This window comes from Stenotrophomonas sp. GD03680, assembly GCF_029844625.1.
Lineage (GTDB): Bacteria > Pseudomonadota > Gammaproteobacteria > Xanthomonadales > Xanthomonadaceae > Stenotrophomonas > Stenotrophomonas maltophilia_P.
This window is the reverse complement of sequence record NZ_JAOCKC010000004.1, coordinates 216,685-243,546: the sequence shown is the minus strand read 5'-3', so window position 1 is coordinate 243,546 and position 26,862 is coordinate 216,685. Positions and strand designations below refer to the sequence as shown.

Genomic DNA, 26,862 nt, shown 5'->3' with positions numbered 1-26,862 from the left:
CATGGCACATCACCACGAATCCAAGGGCCCGGTCGGTCCCGCGCCGCTGCCGCACCAGGTGGTCTACACCACCCTGCATTACGACACTCCGTGGTCGTACGAAAGCTACCTCAAGACCGGTGGCTACGCTGCCCTGCGCAAGATCCTCGAAGAGAAGATCCCGCCGGAGCAGGTCATCGAGATGGTCAAGGCCTCCGGCCTGCGCGGCCGCGGTGGCGCAGGCTTCCCGACCGGCCTGAAGTGGTCCTTCATGCCCAAGGGCAACATGCAGAAGTACATCCTCTGCAATTCGGATGAATCCGAGCCGGGCACCTGCAAGGATCGCGACATCCTGCGTTACAACCCGCATTCGGTGGTGGAAGGCATGGCGATCGCCTGCTACGCCACCGGTTCGACCGTGGGCTACAACTACCTGCGCGGCGAGTTCCACCACGAGCCCTTCGAGCACTTCGAACAGGCCCTGGCCGACGCCTACGCGAACGGCTGGCTGGGCAAGAACGTGCTGGGCTCAGGCGTGGACATCGACATCTACGGTGCTCTCGGTGCCGGTGCCTACATCTGCGGCGAAGAAACCGCGCTGATGGAATCGCTGGAAGGCAAGAAGGGACAGCCGCGCTACAAGCCGCCGTTCCCGGCCAACTTCGGCCTGTACGGCAAGCCGTCGACGATCAACAACACCGAGACCTACGGCTCGGTGCCGGCGATCATCCGCAACGGTCCGGAGTGGTTCAAGGGCCTGAGCCGGACCGCCAATGGCGGCCCGAAGTGCTTCTCGGTCTCCGGCTGCGTGCAGAACGGCGGCAACTTTGAAGTGCCGCTCGGCACCACCTTCGACGAGCTGCTGGAAATGGCCGGTGGCCTGCGCCCGGGCCGTACCCTGAAGGGTGCGATTCCGGGTGGCGTCTCCATGCCGGTGCTCACCGCGGCGGAGCTGAAGGGCCTGCCGATGGACTACGACACCATCCGTGCGCTGGGCTCCGGCCTGGGTTCCGGGGCGGTCGTGGTGCTGGATGACAGCGTGTGCTGCGTCAAGTTCGCCTGCCGCATCAGCCAGTTCTTCCACAAGGAATCCTGCGGCCAGTGCACGCCGTGCCGTGAAGGCACCGGCTGGATGCACCGCGTGCTCGAGCGCATCGTCGCCGGCAAGGCCACGATGGAAGACCTGCACCAGCTGAAGGCGGTGGCCGGCCAGATCGAAGGCCACACCATCTGTGCGTTCGGCGAAGCGGCGGCATGGCCCATCCAGGGCTTCCTGCGCCAGTTCTGGGACGAATTCGAGTACTACATCGTCAACGGTCATTCGATGGTTGACGGCAAGAAGGTGGAGGCAGCCGCCGCATGAGCGCGCAACCCGTAAACCCGAACGTGCCACCGGACCATGTGACCATCGAGATCGATGGCAAGTCCCTGGTCGTGCCCAAGGGTTCGATGATCATCCAGGCCGCCGACAAGGCCGGCATTCCGATTCCGCGCTTCTGCTACCACGAGAAGCTGCCGATCGCCGCCAACTGCCGCATGTGCCTGGTGGACGTGGAGAAGTCGCCGAAGCCGGCGCCGGCCTGCGCCACGCCGGTGATGGACGGCATGAAGGTCGCCACCCGCAGCGAGAAGGCGCTGAAGTTCCAGCGCTCGGTGATGGAGTTCCTGCTCATCAACCATCCGCTGGACTGCCCGATCTGCGATCAGGGCGGCGAGTGCGAGCTTCAGGACGTGTCGCTGGGCTATGGCCGTTCGGTCAGCCGCTTCAACGAGCGCAAGCGCGTGGTCCCGGACGAGGACATGGGTCCGCTGGTCGCCACCGAGATGACCCGCTGCATCCAGTGCACCCGCTGCGTCCGTTTCACCGCCGAAGTGGCGGGCACCTATGAACTGGGTGGCATGTACCGCGGCGAGAACCTGCAGATCGGTACCTACGACGGCAAGCCCCTGACCACCGAACTGTCCGGCAACGTCGTCGACGTCTGCCCGGTCGGCGCGCTGACCAACAAGGTGTTCCAGTTCCGTGCCCGTCCGTGGGAGCTGACCGCGCGCGAGTCGCTGGGTTACCACGACGCGATGGGGTCGAACCTGTTCCTGCATGTGCGCCGCGGTGAAGTGCTGCGTTCGGTGCCGCGCGACAACGAAGCGGTCAACGAATGCTGGCTGTCCGACCGCGACCGCTACTCGCACCAGGGCCTGTACAGCGAAGACCGTGCGGTCAAGCCGCTGCGCAAGGTCAACGGCGAGTGGAAGGAAGTGAGCTGGGCCGAAGGCCTGGCCGCTGCCGCCGATATCCTCAAGGCGAACCAGGGCGACACCCTGGGCGTGCTGGTGCACCCGTCGACCTCCAACGAGGAGGGCGCTCTGCTGGCGCGCCTGGCCAAGGGCCTGGGTTCGGGCAACATCGATCACCGCATCAACAACCGCGATTTCTCCGACGCCGCCACCGCCGAAGTGTTCGGCCTGCCGCTGGCGGAGATCGAAGGCGCTGACCGCATCGTGGTTCTGGGCAGCAACATCCGCCATGAACTGCCGCTGCTGCATGCCCGCCTGCGCAAGGCGCAGACCCAGAACGGCGCGAAGATCCACGTCGTCAACCCGGTCGACTTCGACTTCGCCTTCAGCATCGCCGGCAAGCAGATCGTCGCACCGTCGCAGTTCGTCGATGCCCTGGCCAACGCCGAGCTGCGTTCGGCGGTGCAGGGTGGCAGCAACACCGTGCTGATCGTCGGTGCCATCGCCGAGAACCACCCGCAGGCTGCCGCGATCCGCGCCGCCGCGCGTGATTTCGCCACCGCCACCGGTGCCCGCCTGTGCCGCATTCCGCAGGGCGCCAACGCTGTCGGCCTGACCCGTGCGGGCGTGCTGCCGGCCGGCAGGGACGTCGCCGCGATGCTGGCGCAGCCGCGCCAGGCCTACGTGGTGTACGGCCTGGAGCCGGGCCTGGACTTCGCCGATGCGCCTGCCGCGCGCAAGGCGCTGGCCGGTGCCCAGGTCGTGGCGTTCAGCCACTTCGCCTGCGCCTCGACCCGCGACGTCGCCGATGTGATCCTGCCGATCGGTGCGCTGCCGGAAATCGACGCCACCCTGACCAACCTCGATGGCCGCGAACAGTCGGCCCGTGCCGGTGGCAAGCTGCCGGGCGAGGCCCGCGAAGGCTGGCGCGTCCTGCGTGCGCTGGGCGGTGAGCTGGCGGTGGCCGGTTTCGACTTCATCGATCTGGCGGGCCTGCGTGCCAGCCTGGCACCGGTATCGGTCACCGTGGCTGCGTCGGCCCAGCCGGCCGTTGCAGGCGAAGGCCTGGAAGTGGCCTCGACGGCGGCGATCTACCGCACCGATGCCGTGGTCCGCCGCGCTCCGGCGCTGCAGTCGCATCCGCTGAACAACGCCCCGCGCATCGTCCTCAACACGGAAGATGCCGCACGCCTGCAGCTGCAGGAAGGGCAGATGGCCAAGGTCGGCACCGATGCCGGTCGCGCCACCCTGCCGGTGGTGGTCGACGCCCGCGTCGCTGCGGGTTCGGTCTGGATTGAATCGGGCCACGGCGCGACCGCGCCGCTGGGTGCCGCTCGCGTAACGGTGGTGGCTGCATGAACGAATTGCTGTTGAACGCGGTCGATCCGCTGCACCAGTGGCTGCTCGGCCTCGGTGACATCGGCGCGCTGCTCTGGATCATCCTGAAGATCCTGGTGATCACCGTACCGGTGATCGTCTCGGTGGCCTTCTACGTGGTCTGGGAACGCAAGCTGATCGGCTGGATGCACGTCCGCCATGGCCCGATGTACGTGGGCATGGGCATCTTCCAGGCCTTCGCCGACGTCTTCAAGCTGCTGTTCAAGGAAGTGGTCCAGCCGAGCAACGCCAACAAGGCGATCTACCTGCTGGCACCGCTGATCACCCTGGCCCCGGCGTTCGCGGCCTGGGCGGTGATTCCGTTCGATTCGCAGATCGTGCTGTCCAACGCCAATGCCGGCCTGCTGTACCTGCTGGCGATGACCTCGCTGGGCATCTACGGCATCATCCTGGCCGGCTGGGCGTCCAACTCGAAGTATGCGTTCCTGGGTGCGATGCGTGCCTCGGCGCAGATGATCAGCTACGAAATCGCGATGGGCTTCGCCCTGGTCGGCGTCATGATCGCTTCGGGCAGCCTGAACCTGAGCAACATCGTGATGGCCCAGGCCGGCAGTTCCGGCTTCTTCGACTGGTTCCTGATTCCGCTGTTCCCGCTGTTCGTCGTGTACTGGGTGTCCGGCGTGGCCGAGACCAACCGTGCCCCGTTCGACGTGGTGGAAGGCGAGTCGGAAATCGTCGCTGGCCACATGGTCGAGTACTCGGGCGGCGCGTTCGCGCTGTTCTTCCTGGCCGAGTACGCGAACATGATCCTGATCAGTTTCCTGATCTCGATCTTCTTCCTCGGTGGCTGGCTGAGCCCGATCCAGGGCTGGGTCGATCCGGGCACTGTGTCGCCGCTGGTCGACTGGATCTGGAAGGGTGGCGCGCCGTGGCTGTTCGTCAAGGTGTTCTTCTTCGCCAGTGCCTACATCTGGTTCCGTGCCAGCTTCCCGCGCTTCCGCTACGACCAGATCATGCGCCTGGGCTGGAAGGTCTTCATTCCGCTGACCATTTTCTGGATCGCGGTCACCGCCGTCATGGTGTTCTTCGGCGTGATTCAAAAGGGCGTCTAAAGTGATGAACAGGATTACCCATTACTTCAAGAGCCTGCTGCTGCTCGAACTGCTGGCCGGCCTTTGGCTGACGCTGAAGTACAGCGTCAGGCCGAAGTACACGATGATGTACCCGATGGAGAAGTTCCCGCAGTCGCCGCGCTTCCGTGGCCTGCATGCGCTGCGCCGCTATCCCAACGGTGAAGAGCGCTGCATCGCCTGCAAGCTGTGCGAGGCGGTCTGCCCGGCGCTGGCCATCACCATCGATTCGGCCAAGCGCGAGGACGGCACCCGCCGCACCACCCGCTACGACATCGACCTGTTCAAGTGCATCTTCTGCGGCTTCTGTGAGGAAAGCTGCCCGGTGGACTCGATCGTCGAAACCCACATCCTCGAGTACCACTTCGAGAATCGTGGCGAAAACATCGTTACCAAGCCGCAGCTGCTGGCCCTGGGCGACCGTCTCGAGTCCGAGATCGCCGAGCGTCGCGCCGCCGATGCCGCTTACCGCTGAGGTCGAGAGATGGATTGGGTAAATATCGCTTTCTGGGTCTTCGCCATCGTGGCCGGCATCTCCGCCGCGGCGGTGATCAGCGTGCGCAACCCCGTGCACGCCGTTCTGTGCCTGGTGCTGACCTTCTTCTCCGTTGCCTGCGTGTGGCTGCTGGTGGGCGCCGAGTTCCTCGGTGTGGCGCTGGTGCTGGTCTACGTCGGCGCGGTGATGGTGCTGTTCCTGTTCGTGGTGATGATGCTCGACATCGATCCGTCGAACCTGCGTGAGGGCTGGGTGCGTTACCTGCCGGTCGGCCTGGTCGTGGCCGTGGCGATGCTGGTGCAGATGCTGATGCTGATCGGCGTCAAGGGCAGGGCGGTCAACCCGTTCCCGGCCGACAATGCCGCCGCTCTGGCCGCTGACACGTCCAACGTCACCTGGCTGGCCCGCAGCCTGTTCACCGAGTACCTGCTGCCGTTCGAGTTCGCCGCCGTCATCCTGACCGTGGCCGTGGTGGCCGCGGTGATGCTGACCCTGCGTCGCCGCGAAGGCCTGAAGACCCAGAACCCGACGCAGCAGACCATGGTCAAGGCGCACGATCGCCTGCGCGTGGTCAAGATGAGTGCCGAGCAGCCGGTGGTGCACAGCAACAGCACGCCTGCGGCGGGCGAAGAGGAGACCAAGGCATGATCACTCTGGGCCATATCCTGGCGCTGGGCGCGGTGCTGTTCTGCATCAGCCTTGCCGGCATCTTCCTCAACCGCAAGAACATCATCGTGCTGCTGATGTCCATCGAGTTGATGCTGCTGTCGGTGAACATCAACTTCGTCGGATTCTCGCGCCAGCTGGGCGATCCATCCGGCCAGCTGTTCGTGTTCTTCATCCTGACCGTCGCCGCTGCCGAGGCCGCCATCGGCCTGGCGATCCTGGTGACCCTGTTCCGTACCCGCCGCACGATCAATGTCGGCGAAGTCGATTCGCTGAAGGGCTGATCCACAGATGGAAATCACTCTCTCCAAGAGTCTGTTGATCGCAGTGGTGCTTGCACCGCTGTTCGGCAGCATCATCGCCGGCCTGTTCGGTCGCCAGGTCAAGCGCTTCGGCGCGCAGACCATCACCATCCTCGGCGTTGCGGTTGCGTGCGGCCTGTCGATGTACACGCTCTACCAGCTGCTGTGGGGCGGGGCGCAGCCGTTCAACCAGAACGTCTACACCTTCTTTGAAGTCGGCCAGTACTCGGCCCACGTCGGTTTCATGGTCGACAAGCTGACCGCGATGATGATGGTGGTGGTGACCTTCGTGTCGCTGCTGGTCCACATCTACACGATCGGCTACATGCAGGACGATCCGGGCTACCAGCGCTTCTTCAGCTACATCTCGCTGTTCACCTTCTCGATGCTCACCCTGGTGATGAGCAACAACTTCCTGCAGCTGTTCTTCGGCTGGGAAGCGGTGGGCCTGGTGTCGTACCTGCTGATCGGCTTCTGGTTCAAGCGCCCGACCGCGATCTTTGCCAACATGAAGGCGTTCCTGGTCAACCGCGTCGGTGACTTCGGCTTCCTGCTGGGCATCGCCGGCGTGCTGTGGGTGTTCGGCACCCTGGACTACTCCGAGGTGTTCTCGCAGGCCAGCATGCTGGCCGACCCGCGCGCCCAGCTGCAGATCTGGGACGGCACCCTGTTCGGGATGCAGCTGCTGAACGAGCCGGTGATCTGGTCGATCGCCACGCTGATCTGCATCTGCCTGTTCATCGGCGCCATGGGCAAGTCGGCCCAGGTCCCGCTGCACGTGTGGCTGCCGGATTCGATGGAAGGCCCGACGCCGATCTCGGCGCTGATCCACGCCGCGACCATGGTGACCGCCGGTATCTTCATGGTCACCCGCATGTCGCCCCTGTTCGAGCTGTCGCAGACCGCGCTGGACTTCATCCTGTTCATCGGTGCCACCACGGCCTTCTTCACCGGCCTGATCGGTATCGTGCAGAACGACATCAAGCGCGTGGTCGCGTACTCGACGCTGTCGCAGCTGGGCTACATGACCGTGGCGCTGGGTGTTTCGGCCTATTCGGCTGCCGTGTTCCACCTGATGACCCACGCCTTCTTCAAGGCGCTGCTGTTCCTCGGCGCCGGTTCGGTCATCATCGCCATGCACCACGAGCAGGACATGCGCAAGATGGGCGGCCTGCGCAGGTACATGCCGATCACCTTCATCACCATGTGGATCGGTACCCTGGCCCTGGTCGGTACGCCGTTCTTCTCCGGTTTCTACTCGAAGGACACCATCATCGAGGCCGCCGAGATCCATGCCCATATCCAGGGCAGCTGGGTGGCCACCTATGGCTACTGGGCGGTGCTGGGCGGCGTGCTGGTGACCAGCTTCTACAGCTTCCGCCTGCTGTTCATGACCTTCCATGGCAAGGAGCGCTTCCGCGACGCGCATGACGATCATGGCCACGGCCATGACGATCACCATGCCGCTGATGCGCACCATGCCGACGCCCACCATGACGACCACGGTCATGGGCACGGCGCGCACGAGCCGCACGAGACCCCGTGGGTGGTGACCCTGCCGCTGATCCTGCTGGCCATCCCGTCGATCGCCATCGGCTTCTTCAGCATCGGTCCGATGCTGCACGGCACCGACTGGGCCGGCCACCACGCCCATGAGGCGATCAAGGGCCAGGCGACCACGTTCTTCACCGGCATCGTCGACTTCTACGATCCGGCCAAGAACACCGTGGCCTTCCTCGGCGAGGAGTTCCATGGCCCGGTGGCGTTCGCGCTGCACGGCATGATGCTGCCGCCGTTCTGGCTGACCCTGGCGGGCTTCCTGCTGGCCGCGTTGTTCTACCTGTGGAAGCCGGACCTGTCGGGCAAGGCACGCAAGGCCTTCGCCCCGGTGGTGTCGGTGCTGGAAAACAAGTACGGCTTCGACAAGCTGTGGATCGATGGCTTTGCCGGTGGCAGCGTCAAGCTCGGCAGGGTCTCGCGCTGGATCGACAGCAACATCGTCGACGGCGTGGTCAATCTCTCGGCACGTGTTGTGGACGTCGCAGCCGGCGTGCTGCGTCGTACCCAATCCGGTTTCCTCTATCACTACGCCTTCGCGATGATCATCGGCCTGATTGCCCTGCTGGGCGTGCTGATGCATTACCTGCGTTGATGACCTGTACGGAATAAGAAGACGTGTCGAACTGGCCTCTACTCAGTGTCCTCATCTGGCTGCCGATCATCGGTGGTGCCCTGATCCTTGCGATCCGTGATGCGCAGACCGCCCGCTGGGCGTCGCTGGGCGTGGCGGTGCTGACCTTCGCGGCGAGCCTCTCGCTGCTGGGCGGCTACAACCCGGGCATCGATGGCCTGCAGTTCGTCGAGACCCATGCGTGGATCCCGGCGTACAAGATCGGCTACAACCTGGGCGTGGACGGCATCGCCGTGGCGCTGATCCTGCTGACCACCCTGGTCAGCGTGCTTGCCCTGATCGGTGCCTGGAGCGCGATCGACAAGCGCGTCAACCAGTACGTGGCGGCCTTCCTGATCCTGGAAGGCGTCACCGTCGGCATCTTCGCTGCGACGGACGCGATGCTGTTCTACGTGTTCTTCGAAGCGATGCTGATCCCGATGTTCCTCATCATCGGTGTCTGGGGTGGCCCGCGTCGCATCTACGCCGCACTGAAGTTCTTCCTCTACACCTTCCTCGGCTCCGTGCTGATGCTGGTGGCGCTGATCTACCTGTACATGAAGGGCGGCAGCTTCCAGCTGGCCGATCTGTACGCGCTGCCGCTGACGGCCAAGGAGCAGACCTGGATCTTCTTCGCCTTCCTGATCGCCTTCGCGGTCAAGGTGCCGATGTTCCCGGTGCACACCTGGCTGCCGGATGCGCACGTGGAAGCGCCGACCGCCGGTTCGGTGATCCTGGCCGCCATCGCGCTGAAGATCGGTGGTTACGGCTTCCTGCGCTTCAACCTGCCGATCGTGCCGGATGCTTCGCTGGAGTGGGCCTGGCTGGTGATCGCGCTGTCGCTGATCGCGGTGATCTACGTTGGCCTGGTCGCCCTGGTCCAGGACGACATGAAGAAGCTGATCGCGTACTCGTCGATCGCGCACATGGGTTTCGTCACCCTGGGTACCTTCATTGCCCTGTGGCTGGTGCGTGAAGCCGGCAACGTCGATGCGGCGCGCCTGGGCCTGCAGGGCGCGATGGTGCAGATGATCTCGCACGGCTTCGTGTCGGGTGCGATGTTCTCCTGCGTCGGCGTGCTGTACGACCGCATGCACAGCCGCCGCATCGCCGATTACGGCGGCGTGGTCAATGTGATGCCCTGGTTCGCCACCTTCGCCATGCTGTTCTTCATGGCCAATGCGGGCCTGCCGGGCACCAGCGGTTTCGTCGGCGAGTTCATGGTCATCCTGTCCGCCTTCCAGCGTAACCCGTGGATCGCCCTGGGCGCGGCCACCACCCTGATCATCGGTGCGGCCTATACCCTGTGGCTTTACAAGCGCATCTTCTTCGGCGAAGTGGCCAACAGCCATGTCGCCGAACTGAAGGACATCAACGGCCGCGAATGGCTGGTGCTGGGCGTGTTCGCCATCGGCGTGCTTGCCCTGGGCATCTACCCCAAGCCGCTGACCGACCTGATGGAGCCCTCGATCGCGAAGCTGGCGATGCAGATCGCATCCAGCAAGCTGCTGTAATTCCAGGATTTGATGATGACCACCTCGCCGCTGCTGCCATTGACCGCTGCTGACCTGCCTCCGCTCGCCCCCGAGCTGGTGCTGATCGGCAGCGCCTTCGCCCTGATGATCCTCGACCTGTTCGTCAGCGAGCGGAACAAGATCGTCACCCACCTGTTCTCGGTTGCTGCACTGGCCGTCGTGCTGTTCATGCTGGCGACCGGCGTGGGCGGGCAGGGAGAGGTCTTCCATGGCATGTTCGTGCGCGATACCGCCGCGGACGTGATGAAGACCGGGATCGTGCTGCTCAGCGGCCTGACCCTCGTGTACGGCTGGCGCTACCTGCGCGACCGCAACCTGTTCCAGGGCGAGATCCCGGTGCTGATCCTGTTCGGCACGGCCGGCATGATGATCCTGGTCTCGGCCGGCAGCCTGCTGATGGTCTACCTGGGCCTGGAACTGCTGGCGCTGTGCTCGTATGCGCTGGTGGCCAGCAACCGCGACAGCGGCCTGGCCTCGGAAGCGGCGATGAAGTACATCGTGCTCGGTTCGCTTGCCTCCGGCCTGCTGCTGTATGGCATGTCGCTGATCTACGGCGCCACCGGCAGCCTGCACCTGGACGTGATCCGCGATGCCATCCCGCATTCCGAAGAGCGCGTGCTGCTGATCACCGGCGCGGTGTTCATGATCGCGGGCGTGGCCTTCAAGCTGGGTGCGGCACCGTTCCACATGTGGCTGCCGGACGTCTACCAGGGTGCGCCGGCGCCGATCGCGCTGTTCATCAGCTCGGCACCGAAGCTGGCTGCGTTCGGCATGGCCTACCGCCTGCTGGAAATGGGCGTGGGTCCGCTGTCGACCGAGCTGCAGCTGCTGATCGCCGGCCTGGCCGCCGTATCGCTGGTGATCGGCAACCTGATGGCGATCGCGCAGAGCAATCTCAAGCGCATGCTGGCGTTCTCCACCGTCTCGCACATCGGCTTCCTGCTGATGGGCATCGCCGGTGGTGGCTCGCAGGGCTACGCTGCCGCGCTGTTCTATGCGCTGGCCTACGCCATCATGTCCACCGCTGCCTTCGGTGCGATCATCGCGCTGTCGCGTGCCGGCTTCGAGGCCGAGAACATCGAGGACTTCAAGGGCCTGAACGCCCGCAACCCGTGGATGGCCGGCCTGGTGCTGTGCATCATGGCGTCGCTGGCGGGCATTCCGCCCTTCCTCGGCTTCTGGACCAAGCTGGCGGTGCTGGGTGCGGCCGTCAACGGCGGCCTGCTGTGGCTGGCGATCCTCGGCGTGCTGTGCGCAGTGGTCGGCTGCTTCTACTACCTGCGGGTCATCAAGGTCATGTACTTCGATGAACCGGTGGGCGAGGCCATTCCGCGCAGCAACGACCGCGTGCTGGGCCTGGTGCTGGGCGTGAACGCGCTGGCGCTGCTGGCCCTGGGCCTGGCCTGGAACCCGATCATGGTCTGGTGCCAGCAGGCTTTTGCGCATCTTGCATAAAAGTTGACACAAAGCTGCGCGATTCGTGTAATATGCGCAGCCTGAGTTGTCACTGCAGCGGTTCAGCCAGAACATCGTTGCAATGGCCCCCTCGCCAGGGTGGGGCGGCAGCTCAAACACTTCCGGTGCGGGGTGGAGCAGTCTGGCAGCTCGTCGGGCTCATAACCCGAAGGTCGCAGGTTCAAATCCTGCCCCCGCTACCAACATCGGGCCGGCGCCATCCGGCTTGATGAATGAGGGAAAGCTTGCATTTATTGCAGTTATGCCTCATGATTCCACTTCTGATGCGGGGTGGAGCAGTCTGGCAGCTCGTCGGGCTCATAACCCGAAGGTCGCAGGTTCAAATCCTGCCCCCGCTACCAAGTAAAGAGATCGCCTTCGAAGTCCTGCTTCGAAGGCGTTTTTCTTTGAGGTCTGTGTGCTTTCCACGTGTTCGGGGTCAGATCCCTTTTTCCGTGGAAAAGGGATCTGACCCCGGCTCCCTGCCTTGCACCAGCGCGGTGCAGCCGCTATCATCATCGGCCTAAGCAGTACCCCTGAAGGCGGCGCTCCCCTGGGGAGACCTCACCCGGAAGGAGGGCTCGCAACATGCCTTCGCGGCGTGCTGCAACCGGAATCCAGTCACCGGAGTCTTTCCGGAAAAAGGGGCCCTGCGGGCCCTTTGTCGTTTCCGGGGCGTCATGTTCACGCCGGCCATGGCCGGCACCCAACCAAGAGATCAAGGCAGGCTGTGAGCGACAAGGCAACCGACATCGCGAATCTGCTCGCCCCGACCGTTGTGTCGCTGGGCCTGGAGCTGCTGGGCGTTGAGTATCTGCCGGCCCCCGGCGGTGCGACCCTGCGCCTTTACATCGACGTGCCGCTGGCTGAACAGCCCGAGCGCATCATCAATGTCGACGACTGCGAGCGGGTCAGCCGCGAAGTGTCGGCGCAGCTGGACGTCGAAGACCCGATCAGCGGCAACTACACGCTGGAAGTGTCCTCGCCGGGCGTCGATCGTCCGCTGTTCAACCTGGAGCAGTTCACTCGCCACCTGGGGGAGTCGGCCAAGGTCACCCTGAAGCTGCCGCAGGACAACCGACGTCGCCTGCAGGGCCGTATCGAAGCGACCGACGAGGCTGCGGGCACCATCACCTTCATCGTCGACAAGGCCGAAGTGGTCGTGTCGGCGGACAACATCGACAAGGCACGGATCCTGCCCGACTGGGTGGCGCTGGGGCTGGCCCCGAGCAAGCCGACCGGTCCGGCACCGAAGCGTCCGAAGCCGAACAAGAATTCTTCTTCCAACGAGCCGGCGGCAAAGAAGCCGCGCGCGGAGTGAGCCAATGAGCAAGGAACTGTTGCTGGTAGTCGACGCGGTCGCCAACGAGAAGGGCGTGCCGCGTGAAGTGATCTTCGATGCCATCGAGGCCGCCCTGGCCTCGGCAGCGAAGAAGCGCTATCCCGACGAGGAAGTGCTGACCCGCGTGGTCATCGACCACAAGGATGGCAGCTACGAAACCTTCCGTCGCTGGGAAGTGGTGGCTGATGACGTGGTCATGGAGTCGCCCGACCGCCAGATCCGCCTGATGGACGCCATCGATGAAGCCGAGGGCGTGGACGTCGGCGATTACATCGAAGAGCAGATCGAGAACCCGGACTTCGGCCGCATCGCCGCCCAGGCCGCCAAGCAGGTGATCGTGCAGCGCGTTCGCGAAGCCGAGCGCCAGCAGGTCGTGGACGCATGGAAGGACCGCGTCGGCGAGCTGATCACCGGTGTGGTCAAGCGTGCCGAGCGTGGCAACATCTACGTCGACCTCGGCGGCAACGCCGAAGGCTTCATCCCGAAGGACAAGGGCATTCCGCGCGACGTGCTGCGCGCCGGTGACCGCGTCCGCGGCTACCTGGCCGAAGTGCGCTCGGAGCCGCGTGGCCCGCAGCTGTTCATCAGCCGCGCCGCGCCGGAGTTCATGATCGAGCTGTTCAAGCTGGAAGTGCCGGAAGTCGGTCAGGGCCTGGTGGAAATCAAGGCCTGTGCCCGCGATCCGGGCGACCGCGCCAAGATCGCCGTGCTGGCCCACGACCAGCGCACCGATCCGATCGGTGCCTGCATCGGCATGCGCGGTTCGCGCGTGCAGGCGGTGTCCAACGAGCTCAATGGCGAGCGCGTGGATATCGTGCTGTGGAACGACAACCCGGCCAACTTCGTCATCAATGCGATGGCGCCGGCCGAGGTGCAGTCGATCATCGTCGATGAGGACAAGCACTCGATGGATCTGGCCGTTGCCGAGGACCGCCTGGCCCAGGCGATCGGCAAGGGTGGCCAGAACGTGCGCCTGGCCAGCCGCCTGACCGGCTGGCAGCTCAACGTGATGACCCAGGACCAGGTCACCGCCAAGTCGGAGGCCGAGCAGGCTTCGGCCCGCCAGCTGTTCATGGACAAGCTGGAAGTGGACGAGGAGATCGCCGGCATCCTGGTCAGCGAAGGCTTCGGCACCGTCGAGGAAATCGCTTATGTCCCGGTCGGCGAACTGCTGGCCGTGGAAGGTTTCGACGAGGATATCGTCGAAGAGCTGCGCGCTCGTGCCCGCGATGCGCTGCTCAATGAGGCCCTGGCAGTCGAGGAAGGCCTTGAAGACGGCCAGCCGGCGCAGGACCTGCTGTCCCTGAAGGGCATGGACGAAGCCACCGCGTATGCGCTGGCCGGCCACGGCGTGCGCACCAGCGAGGATCTCTCCGACCTGGCCGCCGACGAGGTCGTGGACTTCGGCATCGAAGGGCTGGACCAGGAGCGCGCCGCCGCGCTGATCCTGGCCGCGCGTGCCGAGGAGATCGCCCGACTGGAACGCGGCGAATGAGCCGGCAATGAACAGGGCCCTGAGCCGCTCAGGGCGTAGAATCCGCGCCACCTCCAGATGCGGGGGGGCGCCCACAAGATCATAGGATCCGAATGTCGCAGCAAACCACCATCCGCAAGCTTGCCGAACTGGTCAACACACCGGTCGAAAAACTGCTTGAACAGCTGGCCGGTGCCGGCATGAAGTTCAGCGGTCCCGACCAGGTCGTGACCAGCACCGAGAAGGTGAAGCTCCTGGGCTTCCTTCGTCGTTCGCACGGCAAGCCCGAGCAGGCGCCGGAAGAGACCGATCAGTCTGCAAAGAAGATCACCCTCAACCGCCGTAAACAGCAGGAAGTGACGGTCAATTCCGGTCGCAGCAAGACGACCGTGAATGTCGAGGTGCGCCAGAAGCGTACCTACGTCAAGTCCGATGGTGGTCGTGCGATGACTCCGGACGAAGAGCGCGCCGACATCCTGCGCAAGCTGGAAGAGTCGCGCGCCCGCAACCTCGCCGAACAGCAGGCATTGGCCGAGAAGGACCGTCTGCGCGACGAGGCCATCGTCCGTGCACGCGAGGAAGAGATTGCCGCCAAGGAGCGTGCCGAAGCCGAGAAGAAGGCTGCAGAGGAAGCAGCGGTTGCCGCCAAGGCCGCCGAGGCGCTGGCCGCCAGCCAGCCGAAGACGCGCGCTCCGATCGACGAAACCGCACCGCGTCCGCCGCGTACCCCGGCCGCAGCCCCGGCTGCCCCGCGTGGCGCTCCGCCACGCAGCGAGGACCGCAACAACCGCAGCGCGCCGCGCAACGAGCGTGGCCCGGGCGATCGTTTCTCCGGCCAGATGCACCTGTCGGCCGCCGACCGTGCACGTCGTGGCAACAGCAACAGCACGACCCGTGGTCGTCCGGGCGGCCGGAACCAGGCCGGCGGCCGTCGCGACATGTCGCGCGGTGGCAGCAACGCCGGTCCGCATGCCTTCGAACGTCCGACCGCCCCGGTCGTGCGTGAAGTGGCGATCGGCGACACGATCACCGTGGCCGACCTGGCGCAGAAGCTCGCGCTGAAGGGCGGCGAGGTGGTCAAGGCGCTGTTCAAGATGGGCGTGATGGCCACCATCACCCAGTCCATCGACCACGACACGGCGGCGCTGGTGACCGAGGAACTCGGCCACAAGGCGATCCGTGCCAACGACAACGACGCCGAAGACGCACTGCTGGCATCGACCGGTGAAAACCAGGGCGAAGCCGTGCAGCGCCCGCCGGTGGTCACCATCATGGGCCACGTCGACCACGGCAAGACCTCGCTGCTGGATTACATCCGCCGGACCAAGGTCGCCACCGGCGAAGCCGGCGGCATCACCCAGCACATCGGTGCGTACCACGTGGATACGCCGAAGGGCGTGATCAGCTTCCTGGATACCCCGGGCCACGCAGCCTTCACTTCGATGCGTGCCCGCGGTGCCAAGCTGACCGATATCGTGGTGCTGGTGGTCGCTGCCGATGACGGCGTGATGCCGCAGACCAAGGAAGCGATCCAGCATGCCCGTTCCGCCGGCGTGCCGCTGATCGTGGCAATCAACAAGATCGACAAGTCCGACGCCGATCCGATGCGGGTCAAGAACGAACTGCTGACCGAGCAGGTCGTGGCCGAAGACTTCGGTGGCGACACCCAGATGGTGGAGATCTCGGCCAAGACCGGCCTGGGCATCGACGACCTGCTGGACGCCATCTCGATCCAGGCCGAACTGCTGGAACTGAAGGCTGTCGATGAAGGCCGCGCGTCCGGCGTGGTGATTGAATCGTCGCTGGACAAGGGCCGCGGCCCGGTCGCCACCGTGCTCGTGCAGCAGGGCCGCCTGAAGAAGGGCGATTACCTGGTGTGCGGCATCCAGTACGGCCGCGTGCGAGCGCTGTTCGACGAAACCGGCAAGCAGCCGGAGTTCGCCGGCCCGTCCATCCCGGTGCAGGTCCTGGGCCTGTCCGGCGTGCCGGAAGCCGGTGACGACTTCGTGGTGGTCGAGGACGAGCGTCTGGCCAAGGACGTTGCCCAGCAGCGTGAGACCAAGCGCCGCGAGTCGCGCCTGGTCGCCACGGCGGGCAGCCGGATGGAAGACATCATGGCGACCCTGGGCAAGGGTGAGGGCCAGCAGGTCCTCAACCTGGTCATCAAGGCCGACGTGCAGGGTTCGGTGCAGGCGCTGAGCCAGGCCCTGGTCGCGCTGTCCAACGACGACATCCGCATCAACGTGATCCACTCCGGCGTGGGCGGCATCACCGAGTCGGACGCCAATTCGGCTGCCGCCTCCAAGGCCACCGTCATCGGCTTCAACGTGCGTGCGGATGCTTCGGCCCGTCGCATCATCGAATCCAACGGCGTGGACCTGCGTTACTTCTCGATCATCTATGACGTGATCGATCAGGTGAAGCAGGTGGCCTCCGGTCTGCTGGGCGTGGAGATCCGCGAAGAGATCATCGGTATCGCCGAGGTCCGCGATGTCTTCCGCAGCTCCAAGCTGGGCGCCGTCGCCGGCTGCATGGTCATCGAAGGCGTGGTCAAGCGCAGCAAGCCGATCCGCGTCCTGCGCGACAGCGTGGTGGTGTTCGAAGGCGAGCTGGAATCGCTGCGTCGCTTCAAGGAAAACGTCGAGGAAGTCCGCAACGGTACCGAATGCGGTATCGGCGTGAAGGCTTACAACGACGTCAAGCCGGGCGACCAGATCGAGTGCTTCGAGCGCATCGAAGTGCCGCGTACCCTGTAATGCTGCAACGGACCGGCCCTCGCGGGCGGGTCCACCCCTGGTGGCGCCCGACCCCGGTCGGGCCGTCTCTCCCGGTAGGGCCCGACCTTGGTCGGGTCACATTCAATTCAAGAGCCCGACCGCGTGCCCAAGACTTTCCATCGAACCGACCGTGTCTCCGCCCAGCTGCGCCGTGAACTCGGCACCCTGGTGCACAACGCCGTGCGCGAGCACGGGTTGCCCTCGGTGAGCGTGTCCGACGTGGAAATCACCCGCGACATGGCCCATGCCAAGGTCTTCGTCACCGCGCTGATGCCGGAACGTTCGGCCGAAGCGGTGGCCGGCCTGAAGGAACTGGGCTATCGCCTGCGCATGGACCTGGCCCGGGCGATGAAGCTGCGCCACGTGCCGGAGCTGCATTTCCATTACGACGACTCGGTTGATCGGGGCGAGCACATCGACAACATCCTGCGCGATCTGCCCGACACCGTGGCTGCCGAGAAGCGCCGCGAGAGCGACGAAGAATAACCGCGCGACGCCGGGCATGCCCGGCGTTGCTGCATTCCGGCTGCGCGATGTCTGATGCAGGCCGCGCCGCGCGCTTGCCGGGCATGGTCCGGCGCTACACCCGTATCTGTCATGACCCGAATTCAGTTCCGCCGCCTGGACGGCATCCTGCTGCTCGACAAGTCGACCGGCATGAGCTCCAACGCTGCCCTGCAGGTGGCGCGCCGCCTGTTCCGTGCCGAGAAGGGCGGGCATACCGGCAGTCTCGACCCGCTGGCCACCGGCCTGCTGCCGTTGTGCTTCGGCGAGGCGACCAAGATCGCCGGCCTGCTGCTGGGCTCGGCCAAGGCCTATGACGCCGAGATCGTGCTCGGCCAGACCACCGACACCGATGACGCCGAAGGCGAGGTGCTGCTGCAGCGCCCGGTGCCGCAGATCACTGCTGACGTTCTGCAGGCCGCGCTGGCACCGCTGACCGGCAGCATCCGCCAGCGGGCCCCGATCTATTCAGCGCTGAAGCAGGGAGGCGAGCCGCTGTACGTGAAGGCCCGCCGCGGCGACGCCATCGAGGCGCCGGAGCGGCAGGTCCAGGTGCATGCCATCGAGGTCCTGGAACAGCAGCCCGAGCGGCTGCGCCTGCGCGTCACCTGTGGCTCGGGTACCTACATCCGCAGCCTGGCGCGTGATCTCGGCGAGGCGCTGGGCTGTGGTGCGCACATCAGCGCCCTGCGCCGGCTGTGGGTGGAGCCGTTCCGCGAGCCGGCGATGGTCACTCTGGACCAGCTGCGGGCCATGGTCGAAACGGGCGACCTGGCGGCCATGGATGCCCTGCTGCTGCCGCTGGCCGACGGTCTGGCCGGGTATCCGCGGGTCGAGCTGGACGCCGGCCAGACGCAACGGTTCTGCATGGGGCAGCGGTTGCGCGATGCCGGCTGGCCGCGCGGTCTGGTGGCGGTGTTCGGTCCGGACGCCGCTGTCCAGGGCCTCGGTCAGGTCGATGACAGTGGCCTGCTGGCCCCGCAGCGCCGCTTCAACCTCTGAACAGGGCGGGGCGGTTCAGCCCCGGTCCTTGTCCCCGGAGCCCCTGGCCGTTACAATTTCGCGGCCATTTTCTGGCAGCCTGCCCCGCGCAGGTTTCATCCCCGTAGTCCACGGCGAGCCTGGCGGTGCGCGAAGCGCGTTCCTGCCGGCCACGCATCACTGAGAAAAAGACATGTCGATCGACACCCAGAAGGTCATTGAAGACAACAAGCGCAGCGCCGCCGACACCGGCTCCCCGGAAGTCCAGGTGGCCCTGCTGACCGCCCGCATCGAACTGCTGACCGGCCACTTCAAGACCCACAAGAAGGATCACCACAGCCGCCGCGGCCTGCTGCAGATGGTCAACCGCCGTCGCAGCCTGCTCGACTACCTGAAGAAGAAGGACGTCGAGCGTTACAAGGCCCTGATCGAGAAGCTTGGCCTGCGTCGCTAAGCAACGAATCCCCCGCGGCGCAGCGATGCGCCGCGGTTTTGTTTTGTAGTACCGCAATCCCCGATTCAGGCCGGAACGATCCGGTCACCCGCTGGCGGCAAGGGTCGCCGACGGTCCAAATTCGCAGACAGCATCCCCAAGGACACCCTCCGTGGCAAAAATCACCAAAACCTTCCAGTACGGCAAGCACACCGTCACGCTTGAGACCGGCGAAGTCGCCCGTCAGGCCAGCGGCGCCGTCATCGTCAAGATGGACGACACCGTACTGCTGGTCACCGCCGTCGCCGCCAAGAGCGCGCGCGAAGGCCAGGACTTCTTCCCGCTGACCGTCGACTATCAGGAGAAGTTCTACGCCGGCGGCCGCATTCCGGGTGGTTTCTTCAAGCGCGAAGGCCGTGCGACCGAGAAGGAAACCCTGATCTCGCGTCTGATCGACCGTCCGATCCGTCCGCTGTTCCCGGAAGACTACAAGAACGAAGTGCAGATCATCGCCACGGTGATGTCGCTGAACCCGGACGTGGACGGTGACATTCCGGCCCTGATCGGTGCTTCGGCGGCCCTGGCTCTGGCCGGCACCCCGTTCATGGGTCCGATCGGCGCTGCCAAGGTCGGTTACAAGAACGGCGAGTACATCCTGAACCCGACCGTCAGTGAACTGGCTGACTCGCAGCTGGAACTGGTCGTTGCCGGTACCTCCAACGCCGTGCTGATGGTCGAATCCGAAGCCGCGCTGCTGTCGGAAGAAGTGATGCTGGGCGCCGTGACCTTCGGTCACCGCGAAATGCAGAAGGTCATCAACGCGATCAACGAGCTGACCGTCGAAGCCGGCACCAAGCCGTCGACCTGGGAAGCCCCGGCCAAGAACGAAGCGCTGATCGCCGCCCTGAAGGAAGCCATCGGCCCGCGCCTGGGCGAAGCCTTCCAGGTGCGTGACAAGCTGCAGCGTCGCGACGCCATCTCGGCGATCAAGAAGGACGTGGTCGAAGCCCTGGCCGGCCGCGTGGCTGCCGAAGGCTGGAACCCGGCCGAGCTGTCGAAGGAATTCGGCGAACTGGAATACCGCACCATGCGCGACTCGGTGCTGGACACCAAGGTCCGCATCGACGGCCGTGCGCTGGATACCGTCCGCCCGATCTCCGTGAAGACCGGCGTGCTGCCGCGTACCCACGGCTCCTCGCTGTTCACCCGCGGCGAAACCCAGGCCATCGTGACCATCACCCTGGGCACCGCCCGCGACGGTCAGGTCATCGATGCCGTTGCCGGTGAGTACAAGGAAAACTTCCTGTTCCACTACAACTTCCCTCCGTTCTCGGTGGGTGAGTGCGGCCGCATGATGGGTCCGAAGCGCCGCGAGATCGGCCACGGTCGCCTGGCCAAGCGCGGCGTGCTGGCTGTCATGCCGTCGCTGGAAGCCTTCCCGTACACCATCCGCGTCGTCTCGGAAATCACCGAGTCGAACGGTTCCTCGTCGATGGCCTCGGTCTGCGGTTCGTCGCTGGCCCTGATGGACGCCGGCGTGCCGGTGAAGGCCCCGGTGGCGGGTATCGCCATGGGTCTGGTCAAGGAAGGCGACCGCTTCGTCGTCCTGTCCGACATCCTGGGTGACGAAGATCACCTGGGCGACATGGACTTCAAGGTGGCCGGTACCGCTGAGGGCATCTCCGCCCTGCAGATGGACATCAAGATCGAAGGCATCACCGAAGAGATCATGAAGCAGGCGCTGCAGCAGGCCAAGGCTGGCCGTCTGCACATCCTGGGCGAAATGGCCCACGGCCTGACCGCTCCGCGTTCGGAACTGTCCGACTACGCGCCGCGCCTGCTGACCATCAAGATCCACCCGGACAAGATCCGCGAAGTGATCGGCAAGGGTGGCTCGACCATCCAGGCCATCACCAAGGAAACCGGCACCCAGATCGACATCCAGGATGACGGCACCATCGTCATTGCGTCGGTCAACGCGATCGCTGCCCAGGCCGCCAAGGCCCGCATCGAGCAGATCACCTCGGACGTCGAGCCGGGCCGCATCTACGAAGGCAAGGTCGCCAAGATCATGGACTTCGGTGCGTTCGTCACCATCCTGCCGGGCAAGGACGGCCTGGTCCACGTCTCGCAGATCTCCAGCGAGCGCGTCGAGAAGGTCGGCGACAAGCTGAAGGAAGGCGATGTGGTCAAGGTCAAGGTGCTGGAAGTCGACAAGCAGGGCCGTATCCGCCTGTCGATGAAGGCCGTGGAAGAAGGCGAGGGCGCCAGCGCCGAATGATCGACCCACGGTCGATCACGGCAGGTGTCAACCCGGGTTGAGCACCGCCGCTGACATCGCTGGAATGAGAAAGCGGGCTTCGGCCCGCTTTTTCTTTATCCGGCATCCTGAGCGGGCTTGCCGCTATGCTGTTGTCATGGACCTCCTGCGCCTGCTCGACCTGGACATCGACCGCCCGGCGCAGCGCGTGAGCCGGGCCGGTGAGGCCCTGCCCATCAGTGGCCTGAGCTGGACCCTGTTCGACGTGCTGCTTGCACACGGCACCCGTGTGGTGGATTTCGACACGTTGGCGGCCCAGGTCTGGGCACCTGCGGTGGTTGGTGAGGATGCGGTCAGTCAGCGGGTGAAACTGCTGCGGCAGGCACTCGGCGATGACAGCCGTCGGCCGCGCTACATCCGTTCGGTGCGCGGGCGCGGCTATCAGCTGTGCGCCGCACCGATACCGATGGCACCGCCGCCAGTGATCGGATCGTCACGAGGGCGCTGGTGGTGGGCTGCAGCGCTGGTGGCGGTGGGCGGGTTGGCGGTGGCGGTGCTGGCGTGGCCGGACCAGGCTCCGCCCGCCGCAGCGACGTCCCTGCTGCAGCGCGCGGACTATTACGCCGGTATCGGCCAGGCGAGCAACAACGAACGTGCGATCGCCCTCTACCGCCAGGCACTCCAGGTCGATCCCGAATCCAGCGCGGCCCGGCGGGGGCTGGCACGCGCATTGTCGGCGCAGGGATGCCTGTTCAACGGTTCTCCGCAGCAGATGCACGAAGCGCTGGCGCTGGCCGACTCCGAACGTGCACGGGCGCCGCATGACGGTGCTACGTACGCCCTGCGCGGGTATGCGCATGATTGCCTTGGGCGGATGGACGATGCGGTAGCCGACTACGTGCGCGCGATCCAGCTCGATCCTGCGGACGAGCGCACCCGCGCATCGCTGGCCTACCTGCAGCAGGAGCAGGGCCACCTGTCGCTGGCGCTGCGCGCCAACCTCGCACTCAAGGCACCCGAACGCATCCGCTTCCGTGATGTGCAGGTGGCGCGCGAAATGGAACTGCTCGGTTTCACCCAGGCGGCAGCGCAGCGCCATGCGCGCAACTTCCAGCTTTACCCGGACAACGTGTTCGCCAACATCGCGTGGCCGCGCAGCCTGTACGTTGCCGGGGCCGCCGGGCGCGCCCGGGAGGAGCTGGCCATCGCATTGACGCGTGGCACACCACACCCCCAGCTGCTGCGCCTGCAGGGAGAACTGGCATTGCTGGCCGGTGACACCGCGGCGGCGGCCGAGGCGTTCGCGACGGCGCACCGGCTGCGGCCGCAGCAATCGTTGGGAGAGACGCTGGCGGGCCTGTACGGATCGACGGCCATCGATCCGGCATGGGCACGTGCGCGATTGCAGCGCCTGCCGGCGGGGAGGGGTGATGGTTGGGCCGATGCTGCGCTCGAGCGGGCTCTGCTGTTGCAGTCGGTGGGTGATGCGAAGGCCGCCGTGGCCGCGCTGCACCAAGCGGTGGACGATGGCTTCCGCGATGCGGCATGGCTGCGTGCCACGCCGCTGTATGCTCCGCTGCGCAGCGCGCCGGAGTGGGAGCCGCTGCTGGCGCGTATCGATGCGGATGTCGCCAGGCAGCGCGCGCAGGTCCTCGCCGCCGCATGGCGACCCTCCGATCTGTCCGGTCTCAGCGCAGTGCCGGAAGCAGGAACTCAGTGAGAATCCGCCGCGACTGCGGATGGGCGAAGCTGCGGTTGTAGGCTTGGCTGGTGACTACGGCCACGGCATTCCTGTCAGGAATCAGGAAGACATAATTGCCACCGTTGCCGGACATCGCCCACACGGTCCGCTGCCTGCCCTGCACCGTCAGCTGCAGGCCCCACCATTGGTAGCCGTACTCGCTGCCATCGCCAGTGCGGGCCTGTGGCTGGATCATTGCAGCGATGAAATCACGGGGAACCAGTTGCCGGCCATTGCCGCGCCCCTGATCCAGCACCAGCTGCCCCAGCCGCGCCAGGTCGCGGCTGCGGTAGCGCGTGCCGCCGCCTCCCATTCCGATGCCCTCCGGTGAACGGTTCCAGTGGCTCTCGGTGATGCCCAGCGGACGCTCCAGTGCCCGGGCGGCATAGTCCGACAGTGGCATGCCGGTGGCCCTCTCGAGCACGGCGCCGAGCACGAACGAGTCGGCCGTACAGTACGCGAAGGAACGGCCATGAGGGCTGTCCTCCGGTCGCTGCATCCAGGGCGCGAAGCCCTTCACCGGCAGGGACAGGGCGAAGTCCAGCCAGCGCTCGCTCACGTACATGCGCTCTTCGTGGCCGCTCGAGAACGGGTTCTCGTCGTCGCATTCCCACAGGCTGCTCATGGTCAGCAGATCCTGCAGGGTGAGGGCGCGCAGGCGCGGGTCGACGGCGTGGCGCGCGGTGAATCCGGGGAAGTAGTCGTAGACCCGGGCCTGCACGCCCGGCAGCGCCCCCTCGCCGATGGCGGCGCCGATCAGCAGTGCTGTCACGCTTTTGCTGGCCGAGCGCACATCGTGCAGGGTGCCCGCGTCCGCGCCGTTGAAGTAGCCCTCGTAGACGACGTTGCCGTCGACCTGCAGCAGCACGCTGCGGATCTGCTTGAGGTCATCGCGGGCGATGGCCTGCTCCAGGGCGGGCAGGCGGACGGAGGCGGGCGTTGCGGCGCCGGTGGTGTGGGGTATGAATGCCAGCAGCAGAAGGAGGAAGGACATCAACGGACGCATGGTCGGGCTCCATCGGAAAGGAGACTGGATTGAGCCCGGTCCTTCGCTGAAGTGCTGGAAGCGTGTCTGAAGAATTCTGAAGGGCCAGTACCGGCGACGGCAGCGTGCTGTCCTGCCGTGGGGCGTCAGGGACATGCCGATGTCATCCTGCGGGCGTCCGTGCCTGTCCAGTGGACGACATTCGATGAAGCCGCGCCGGGGCGTGATCGGTTTGCTACCGTGGCTGCGCCTTCGAACCGGGAGATCCCATGTTCCGCCAGACCCTGGCCGTCCTTGCCGTACTCGTCACTGCTGCCGTGCCCGGCGCAGTGCACGCTGCGCCGGCGCAGTCGCCGATCTTCGGCGCCTACTACCCCGGTGGCTCGGCCGGGCGCTATCCGGTTTCGAGCATTCCAGCCGAGCGCCTGACGCATCTGTTCTACGCGTTCTCCACCATCGAAGACGGCCGGTGCGCGATCGGTGCGGACGCATCGAAGAACGTTGCCGAGCTGGCTGACCTGAAAAAAGCGCATCCGCATCTGCGCACGCTGATCTCGATCGGCGGCTGGGGCGCCGGTGGGTTCTCCGATGCCGCGCTGACCGAAGCCAGCCGCAGGCGCCTGGTCGACTCCTGCATGGCGCTGTTCTTCGAGCGGCACGCAGGCAGCTTCGATGGCGTGGACATCGACTGGGAGTTTCCGGTCAGTGGCGGCCCGAAGGAACTGGCCCATCGTCCGCAGGACCGGGCCAACATGACGCGCCTGGCGCAGGCGTTCCGTACCGCGCTCGATACGTACGGGCGCAGGGCAGGGCAGCCGATGCTGCTGACCGCCGCGCTGGCCGCTGGCCGGCTGCAGACCGATGGCCCCTATGATCCCGCCGCCAGCTACGACCTGCCGGCGCTGGCCCGGATACTCGATTTCATCAACCTGATGAGCTACGACATGGGTACCGGTTTTTCGGCCGTGTCGACCTTCAACGCGCCATTGCATGAAGTGCCGGCCGACCCGCTGGCGCCGGAACTGCGGCGCTGGAACAACGTGGCCGGTGCGGTGCAGTACTACCGCGAACATGGCGTGCCGGCGGACAAGCTGGTGCTGGGCGTGCCGTTCTACGGGCGCGGCTTCAAGGTGACCGGGGAGACTGCCGACGGCCTGTACCAGGCTTACAGTGCGCCGGCCGATGCCGGCGACTGGCGGGTGATCAAGGCGCGTTACCTCGATCAGCCGGGCTGGACCAGGCACTGGCACCCGCAGGCGCAGAGCCCGTGGTTGTACAACCCGCGGGAGAACGTCTTCATCAGCTATGAAGACCCGCGTTCGATCGGCCTGCGGGCGCAGTTCGCCCGCGAACAGGGGCTGGCCGGTGTCTTCATGTGGGAGCTGACCGGCGACGATGAACAGGCCAGCCTGCTCAACGCGATGCTGGCGCCCTGGCACAAGGCCCGCGTGGGCGATTGAAGGCGCCGCGCTCCGCCGGCATGGCCCGGCGGGGCGGTCAGTCGGCCCAGACGCTGTTGGGGTCGCCGTTGCGCGCCCGGCGTTGGCTGGCCAGCGCCAGGCGCGCAAAGCCGAAGGCCATCGCCAGGGCGACGGCGTCGATCCAGAACAGCGGCCAGTGCCCGGCAGCGGCGGCACGCCACAGCCAGTCACCGTTCAATGCACCATGCAGGACCGGCACCAGCGCGGTCGCGGCCGCAGCGGCCCACAGCAGTTCCCGGGCAGCCTGTGCGGGCCTGCGCAGGAATGCCCACAGCGCGCACGCGGCCCAGCTGCTGAAACAGGCCCAACGGATGCCCGGGTCGACCGCCGCGGGTGCTGCGCGTTCGAGCACCAGCGCCACCACGAACGCCAACGAGATCGCCACGCACAGGCCGATGCAGACACCGACGGTGGCACGCGCCATGTTGACGGCCGCACGCGACTGCTCGGGCTGGCGTCGCTTGCGTCGCGATTCGATCCACAGCAGGTTGCCGGAATAGAACAGGAAGGCGCCGCCGAGCCCCATCAGGAAGTACAACCAGACCACCACGCCGTTGCCGAACTCACCGAAATGAAGCGCATAGGCGGCGCTCAGCGTAGCGTGATTGGCATCGCGCTGGCCCGGCAGCTGCGTGGCCAGCACGTCGCCGGTGGCCACGTCCAGGGCGACCGCCCCCAGCGGGCCCAGCGTGCCGGTGGATTCGCCGGTGATCTCGATGGTGGCCTTGGCGTCGCCACCATTGGCCAGTTTCAGATAGGCCGGTTCGAAGTTGGCCACGCCCTGGGCGCGGGCCACTTCCAGGGCGCGCGCATGCAGGACCTGCAGGCTGCCCGGCGGTGCCGGAACGCCGCTGGCCTCGCGCACCGGAGCGGTATCCATCGCGGTCGGCACGGCCTGCAGCAGTTTGCCATCGAAGATCAGCGGATTGAGCAGTGCCATCTGTACGAACGCCAGGCAGAGCAGGGCGCCGGTAACGGCGAACATCAGATGGAAGGGCAGACTGAGCACGCCGATCACGTTGTGCGCATCCTGCCACTGCTGCTTGAGGTTGCGGCCCGGGCGCAACGCGAACAGGTCACCCAGCAGTTTCGGCAGGTGGATCACCAGGCCGCTGAGCAGGGCCATGCCGTACAGCAGGCTGACGATGCCCATTACATACACGCCGGCCACCGGCAGGCCCAGGCTGTAATGCAGCTCGTTGACCAGTTCGGCCAGACCGGTCTGCGGCGGCGTCGGGCTGCCGGCGGTGTGTCCCGGCCACGCATAGCGCCAGCTGCCGTCATCGGTCTGCCAGTAGGCCAGCGGCTGCGGATGGTCGGTGCCGGGGAAGGTCATGCCGACATGGCGGCGTGCCTCCGCGTGGGCTGCCAGCACGTCCTCGAGCAGGTGCTGTGCGTCATCCAGGTCCGCGGGCAATGCCGTCGCCGCGCCCGGCGTCTGCCACAACGGCAGGTCATGGTGGAAGAGGGTCAGGGCGCCTGCATAGAAGGCCACGAACAGGCCAAAGCCGGCGACCAGGCCGACCCAGGTGTGCAGGGTGGTGAACGTTCGCAGCGTCTGCGAGGAGAACTTCATGG

Annotated in this window: 20 protein-coding genes and 2 tRNA genes; 20 read left to right on the top strand and 2 right to left on the bottom strand. The window is 65.8% G+C overall.

Annotation, left to right across the window (positions count from 1 at the left end):
* Position 1: 1 nt before the first annotated feature.
* The 19 genes from nuoF (at position 2) to N5J29_RS07360 (ending at position 22,797) form a co-directional block, all read left to right on the top strand.
* Complete coding sequence (nuoF, locus tag N5J29_RS07450) at positions 2-1,342, top strand: NADH-quinone oxidoreductase subunit NuoF (RefSeq protein WP_065175540.1); 1,341 nt, start codon at positions 2-4, stop codon at positions 1,340-1,342.
* Complete coding sequence (nuoG, locus tag N5J29_RS07445; protein ID WP_053519913.1) at positions 1,339-3,573, top strand: NADH-quinone oxidoreductase subunit NuoG; 2,235 nt, start codon at positions 1,339-1,341, stop codon at positions 3,571-3,573. Before nuoF ends, nuoG begins: the two co-directional genes overlap by 4 nt.
* Complete coding sequence (gene nuoH / locus N5J29_RS07440; protein WP_053519914.1) at positions 3,570-4,664, top strand: NADH-quinone oxidoreductase subunit NuoH; 1,095 nt, start codon at positions 3,570-3,572, stop codon at positions 4,662-4,664. Before nuoG ends, nuoH begins: the two co-directional genes overlap by 4 nt.
* Before the next feature lie 4 nt (positions 4,665-4,668).
* A complete protein-coding gene (gene nuoI / locus N5J29_RS07435; protein ID WP_053519915.1) occupies positions 4,669-5,157 on the top strand; it encodes an NADH-quinone oxidoreductase subunit NuoI in 489 nt (162 codons plus the stop codon).
* Between the two features lie 9 nt (positions 5,158-5,166).
* A complete protein-coding gene (locus N5J29_RS07430; RefSeq protein ID WP_053519916.1) occupies positions 5,167-5,826 on the top strand; it encodes an NADH-quinone oxidoreductase subunit J in 660 nt (219 codons plus the stop codon).
* Positions 5,823-6,128, top strand: coding sequence for an NADH-quinone oxidoreductase subunit NuoK (gene nuoK, locus N5J29_RS07425; RefSeq protein WP_053519917.1), 306 nt, complete (start codon positions 5,823-5,825; stop codon positions 6,126-6,128). Before N5J29_RS07430 ends, nuoK begins: the two co-directional genes overlap by 4 nt.
* A 7-nt stretch (positions 6,129-6,135) precedes the next feature.
* Entirely contained in the window at positions 6,136-8,298 is a 2,163-nt protein-coding gene (gene nuoL / locus N5J29_RS07420; protein ID WP_164150621.1) for an NADH-quinone oxidoreductase subunit L, read from the top strand.
* A gap of 23 nt (positions 8,299-8,321) precedes the next feature.
* On the top strand, positions 8,322-9,830 hold the full coding sequence (locus tag N5J29_RS07415) for an NADH-quinone oxidoreductase subunit M (protein ID WP_164150620.1): 1,509 nt from the start codon (positions 8,322-8,324) through the stop codon (positions 9,828-9,830).
* Positions 9,831-9,845: 15 nt separating this feature from the next.
* A complete protein-coding gene (gene nuoN / locus N5J29_RS07410) occupies positions 9,846-11,306 on the top strand; it encodes an NADH-quinone oxidoreductase subunit NuoN (RefSeq protein ID WP_053519920.1) in 1,461 nt (486 codons plus the stop codon).
* A 126-nt stretch (positions 11,307-11,432) separates the two neighbouring features.
* Positions 11,433-11,509: transfer RNA gene (locus N5J29_RS07405), tRNA-Met, on the top strand.
* An 82-nt stretch (positions 11,510-11,591) separates the two neighbouring features.
* Positions 11,592-11,668, top strand: a tRNA-Met gene (locus N5J29_RS07400).
* A gap of 368 nt (positions 11,669-12,036) precedes the next feature.
* Complete coding sequence (gene rimP, locus N5J29_RS07395; RefSeq protein WP_053518672.1) at positions 12,037-12,627, top strand: ribosome maturation factor RimP; 591 nt, start codon at positions 12,037-12,039, stop codon at positions 12,625-12,627.
* A gap of 4 nt (positions 12,628-12,631) precedes the next feature.
* Positions 12,632-14,143, top strand: a complete 1,512-nt coding sequence (nusA, locus tag N5J29_RS07390) for a transcription termination factor NusA (RefSeq protein WP_053518673.1) — start codon at positions 12,632-12,634, stop codon at positions 14,141-14,143.
* A gap of 92 nt (positions 14,144-14,235) precedes the next feature.
* Positions 14,236-16,878 (top strand): translation initiation factor IF-2, encoded by a 2,643-nt coding sequence (gene infB, locus N5J29_RS07385; protein WP_065181857.1) that lies wholly within the window; start codon positions 14,236-14,238, stop codon positions 16,876-16,878.
* A 123-nt stretch (positions 16,879-17,001) separates the two neighbouring features.
* Positions 17,002-17,385, top strand: coding sequence for a 30S ribosome-binding factor RbfA (gene rbfA, locus N5J29_RS07380; RefSeq protein WP_053518676.1), 384 nt, complete (start codon positions 17,002-17,004; stop codon positions 17,383-17,385).
* A 111-nt stretch (positions 17,386-17,496) separates the two neighbouring features.
* The gene (gene truB / locus N5J29_RS07375) at positions 17,497-18,405 is read left to right on the top strand and encodes a tRNA pseudouridine(55) synthase TruB (RefSeq protein ID WP_065181858.1); all 909 of its coding nucleotides are present in this window, start codon (positions 17,497-17,499) and stop codon (positions 18,403-18,405) included.
* Positions 18,406-18,577: 172 nt separating this feature from the next.
* Entirely contained in the window at positions 18,578-18,838 is a 261-nt protein-coding gene (rpsO, locus tag N5J29_RS07370) for a 30S ribosomal protein S15 (RefSeq protein ID WP_005417886.1), read from the top strand.
* A gap of 151 nt (positions 18,839-18,989) precedes the next feature.
* The gene (gene pnp / locus N5J29_RS07365; protein WP_053518678.1) at positions 18,990-21,098 is read left to right on the top strand and encodes a polyribonucleotide nucleotidyltransferase; all 2,109 of its coding nucleotides are present in this window, start codon (positions 18,990-18,992) and stop codon (positions 21,096-21,098) included.
* Between the two features lie 136 nt (positions 21,099-21,234).
* Positions 21,235-22,797 (top strand): winged helix-turn-helix domain-containing protein, encoded by a 1,563-nt coding sequence (locus N5J29_RS07360; protein WP_164150618.1) that lies wholly within the window; start codon positions 21,235-21,237, stop codon positions 22,795-22,797.
* Here N5J29_RS07360 and N5J29_RS07355 read toward each other — a convergent pair.
* Positions 22,766-23,812, bottom strand: a complete 1,047-nt coding sequence (locus tag N5J29_RS07355) for a serine hydrolase (RefSeq protein ID WP_239519740.1) — start codon at positions 23,810-23,812, stop codon at positions 22,766-22,768. The two genes, N5J29_RS07360 and N5J29_RS07355, sit on opposite strands and share 32 nt — an antisense overlap.
* A 260-nt stretch (positions 23,813-24,072) precedes the next feature.
* Here N5J29_RS07355 and N5J29_RS07350 point away from each other — a divergent pair, with 260 nt between their 5' ends.
* Positions 24,073-25,263 carry a glycoside hydrolase family 18 protein gene (locus tag N5J29_RS07350; RefSeq protein ID WP_164150614.1) on the top strand — a complete coding sequence of 397 codons (1,191 nt, stop codon included), beginning with the start codon at positions 24,073-24,075 and terminating at the stop codon, positions 25,261-25,263.
* 37 nt (positions 25,264-25,300) lie between these two features.
* On the opposite strand, the gene N5J29_RS07345 is transcribed toward N5J29_RS07350, so the two are convergent.
* Positions 25,301-26,860: a PepSY-associated TM helix domain-containing protein gene (locus tag N5J29_RS07345; RefSeq protein ID WP_128988813.1), complete on the bottom strand. Its 1,560-nt coding sequence runs from the start codon at positions 26,858-26,860 to the stop codon at positions 25,301-25,303.
* Positions 26,861-26,862 lie beyond the last annotated feature (2 nt).

Excerpts from the sequence above, each read along its gene's own strand:
- nuoF (WP_065175540.1), top strand. The coding sequence starts at position 2 with ATGGCACATCACCACGAATCCAAGGGCCCGGTCGGTCCCGCGCCGCTG.
- nuoG (WP_053519913.1), top strand. The coding sequence starts at position 1,339 with ATGAGCGCGCAACCCGTAAACCCGAACGTGCCACCGGACCATGTGACC.
- nuoH (WP_053519914.1), top strand. The coding sequence starts at position 3,570 with ATGAACGAATTGCTGTTGAACGCGGTCGATCCGCTGCACCAGTGGCTG.
- nuoI (WP_053519915.1), top strand. The coding sequence starts at position 4,669 with ATGAACAGGATTACCCATTACTTCAAGAGCCTGCTGCTGCTCGAACTG.
- N5J29_RS07430 (WP_053519916.1), top strand. The coding sequence starts at position 5,167 with ATGGATTGGGTAAATATCGCTTTCTGGGTCTTCGCCATCGTGGCCGGC.
- nuoK (WP_053519917.1), top strand. The coding sequence starts at position 5,823 with ATGATCACTCTGGGCCATATCCTGGCGCTGGGCGCGGTGCTGTTCTGC.
- nuoL (WP_164150621.1), top strand. The coding sequence starts at position 6,136 with ATGGAAATCACTCTCTCCAAGAGTCTGTTGATCGCAGTGGTGCTTGCA.
- nuoN (WP_053519920.1), top strand. The coding sequence starts at position 9,846 with ATGACCACCTCGCCGCTGCTGCCATTGACCGCTGCTGACCTGCCTCCG.
- nusA (WP_053518673.1), top strand. The coding sequence starts at position 12,632 with ATGAGCAAGGAACTGTTGCTGGTAGTCGACGCGGTCGCCAACGAGAAG.
- infB (WP_065181857.1), top strand. The coding sequence starts at position 14,236 with ATGTCGCAGCAAACCACCATCCGCAAGCTTGCCGAACTGGTCAACACA.
- truB (WP_065181858.1), top strand. The coding sequence starts at position 17,497 with ATGACCCGAATTCAGTTCCGCCGCCTGGACGGCATCCTGCTGCTCGAC.
- rpsO (WP_005417886.1), top strand. The coding sequence starts at position 18,578 with ATGTCGATCGACACCCAGAAGGTCATTGAAGACAACAAGCGCAGCGCC.
- N5J29_RS07360 (WP_164150618.1), top strand. The coding sequence starts at position 21,235 with ATGGACCTCCTGCGCCTGCTCGACCTGGACATCGACCGCCCGGCGCAG.
- N5J29_RS07355 (WP_239519740.1), bottom strand. The coding sequence starts at position 23,812 with ATGTCCTTCCTCCTTCTGCTGCTGGCATTCATACCCCACACCACCGGC.
- N5J29_RS07350 (WP_164150614.1), top strand. The coding sequence starts at position 24,073 with ATGTTCCGCCAGACCCTGGCCGTCCTTGCCGTACTCGTCACTGCTGCC.
- N5J29_RS07345 (WP_128988813.1), bottom strand. The coding sequence starts at position 26,860 with ATGAAGTTCTCCTCGCAGACGCTGCGAACGTTCACCACCCTGCACACC.